The organism is Streptomyces sp. HSW2009 (assembly GCF_040240285.1).
Lineage (GTDB): Bacteria > Actinomycetota > Actinomycetes > Streptomycetales > Streptomycetaceae > Streptomyces.
In genome coordinates this window covers 1-2,134 of the sequence record NZ_JBEHZD010000870.1, presented here as the reverse complement: position 1 = coordinate 2,134, position 2,134 = coordinate 1, and the positions used below count along the sequence as shown (strand labels likewise).

Here is a 2,134-nt window from a genome sequence, read left to right as displayed (position 1 = left end):
GGCCTGGGGAGCCGCGTACTCCTTCAGGCTCCCGAATGCCGGGCGGGCTCCCCTGCTGCATCCGCTGTCCCGGCCGGGGGGGCCGGGGGGGGGGCCCGCGGGGGGGGGGGGGGCGCGGCGGGCGGCGGACGGCTCCGCGCCGTCCAACTCCTTGACGTAACGACGCTCCATGGCCGCACGGCCGGACAGCAACCGGATGGCGGTGCTGAAGCGCTCCGTGGGACGGGCGTCGTTGAGTTCGTCCTGCCGGCGGAGCCACATCGGCACCAAATAGGCGGCCCAGGCCCCGACGATGACTGCGTAGATGAGGCCACTGCTGCTCACGGTGACACGGTAAAGGGAGCGGAGCGAACCGATCCGCCAATTGGCGCGGTGTGTCGCACGATCTGGCTCATATTTCAAGCTTTTTTTGCAGGCAGCGGGGGCACTTAGTGGCAAATGTGTTCAAAATGCGACCGCAGTTGAACAGCAGCCGGACGTCTCTGCTTCGTCGATTTTCCGCCAGTGTGGCCGCCCGCATCGCTGGCGGCGCGCCGCTGCCGACGCCCTCCGCGTTGCTTCTCGATGGCCGGTGGGGGCGTGCCCGCCGGCGCACCTTTCCGCGCGCCCGTCAGTACGCCGGTACGTCCAGCACGTCGGTACGTCCAGCACGCCGGGCCCGCCCCGTGCGCCAGTACGCCCAACGCACCCCGTACGCCCCGTACGCAGGCACCGCCCGCACGCCCCGTACACCCGTGATCCCCACACATCCCGTACGTCCGGCCGGCAGATGGGCCAGATCGTCCGCCGGCGGGCTATATCGGGGAGGCCCCCGGGCTCATCCGGTGCCAGCGGCTCAGCAGCCCGTCCGGTACTTCTTCCACCGTCAGCGCGTAGATCAGGTGGTCCCGCCAGGCGCCGTCGATGTGCAGGTAGCGCGGGCGCAGGCCCTCTTCGCGGAAGCCCAGCTTCTCCACCACCCGGCGGCTCGGAGCGTTCTCCGGGCGGATGCACACCTCCACCCGGTGCAGCCCGACCGAACGGAAGCAGTGGTCGACGGCGAGGGCGACGGCCGTCGGCATCACCCCGCGGCCGGCCACCGCCTTGTCCACCCAGTAGCCGATGTGGCCGCTGCACATCGAACCCCAGGTAATCCCGGCGACCGTCAACTGGCCGGCCAGCCGCCCCTGGTAGTCCAGGACGAACGGCAGCATCCGCCCGGCGTGCGCCTCGGCGCGCAGATGGCGCACCATCTGCCGGTAGGTGGGCCGCTGCGCCATCGGACCGCCCGGCGGGGGCGGCGGCACCGTCGCCTCCCAGGGCCTGAGCCACTCCCGGTTGCGGCGGTTGACCTCGCGCCAGGCCCGCTGGTCACGCAGTCGGATCGGGCGCAGCGTCGTCGGGCCGTCCACCAGCGCCACCGGCCAGCAGGCGTTCAGCGCCCGCTCCCGGCCACCGCATCGGGCCCGGCCACCGCGTCGGGCCCACCGGTCACATCGGGCCCACCGGCCGCGGTAGGCGCGGCGCCCGCCGTGGACGGGGCGTCAGGGCGGCGGTGGTCGCCGCCACGGCGCTGCTCCACCGCGTGCACCAGGATTCTGCCGAGCACCGCGAGCCCGTCCCGCACGCCGCCGGACGAGCCCGGCAGGTTGACGATCAGGGTGGGTCCCGCCACTCCCGCGAGCCCCCGGGAGAGCGCGGCCGTCGGCACCTTCGCTAGCCCTTCGGCCCGCAGCGCCTCGGCGATGCCCGGGATCTCGTAGTCGAGTACGGAACGGGTCATCTCGGGCGTGTGGTCGGTGGGCGAGATGCCGGTGCCGCCGGTGGTGACGACCACGTCATACGCGGCGGCCACCGCAGCGCGCAGCGCCTCCCGTACCGGTTCGCCGTCCGGCACCACGCGCGGACCGTCCACCGCGAAGCCCAGCGCGGCCAGCCCTTCGGCCAGCAGTGGGCCGCCCTTGTCCGGGTAGACGCCGGCAGCGGCGCGCTGCGATGCGGTGACCACCAGGGCCCGGTACGGCGGCCGGTCGCCGGTCGCGGCCGGCTCGTCGGCGGGCGCGGGAGGGGCCCGGGGGGGTTTTCACCACGCCGCGCCCCCCCGGCCGGCGCCGGGGGGGGGGGGGGGGGGGGGGGGGGGGGAAGAGGGGGGGGG

At 74.2% G+C, this 2,134-nt stretch carries 3 protein-coding genes; all 3 read right to left on the bottom strand.

The annotated features are described in order from the left end of the window. A partial coding sequence (locus tag AAHZ94_RS33090) for a SepX/GlpR family protein (protein ID WP_502964856.1) occupies positions 1–324 on the bottom strand: 324 nt, incomplete at its 3' end. 470 nt (positions 325–794) lie between these two features. Then, positions 795–1,418, bottom strand: a complete 624-nt coding sequence (locus AAHZ94_RS33085) for a GNAT family N-acetyltransferase (RefSeq protein ID WP_349997400.1) — start codon at positions 1,416–1,418, stop codon at positions 795–797. Beyond that, positions 1,415–1,990, bottom strand: coding sequence for a MogA/MoaB family molybdenum cofactor biosynthesis protein (locus AAHZ94_RS33080; protein WP_349997399.1), 576 nt, complete (start codon positions 1,988–1,990; stop codon positions 1,415–1,417). Before AAHZ94_RS33080 ends, AAHZ94_RS33085 begins: the two co-directional genes overlap by 4 nt. Positions 1,991–2,134 lie beyond the last annotated feature (144 nt).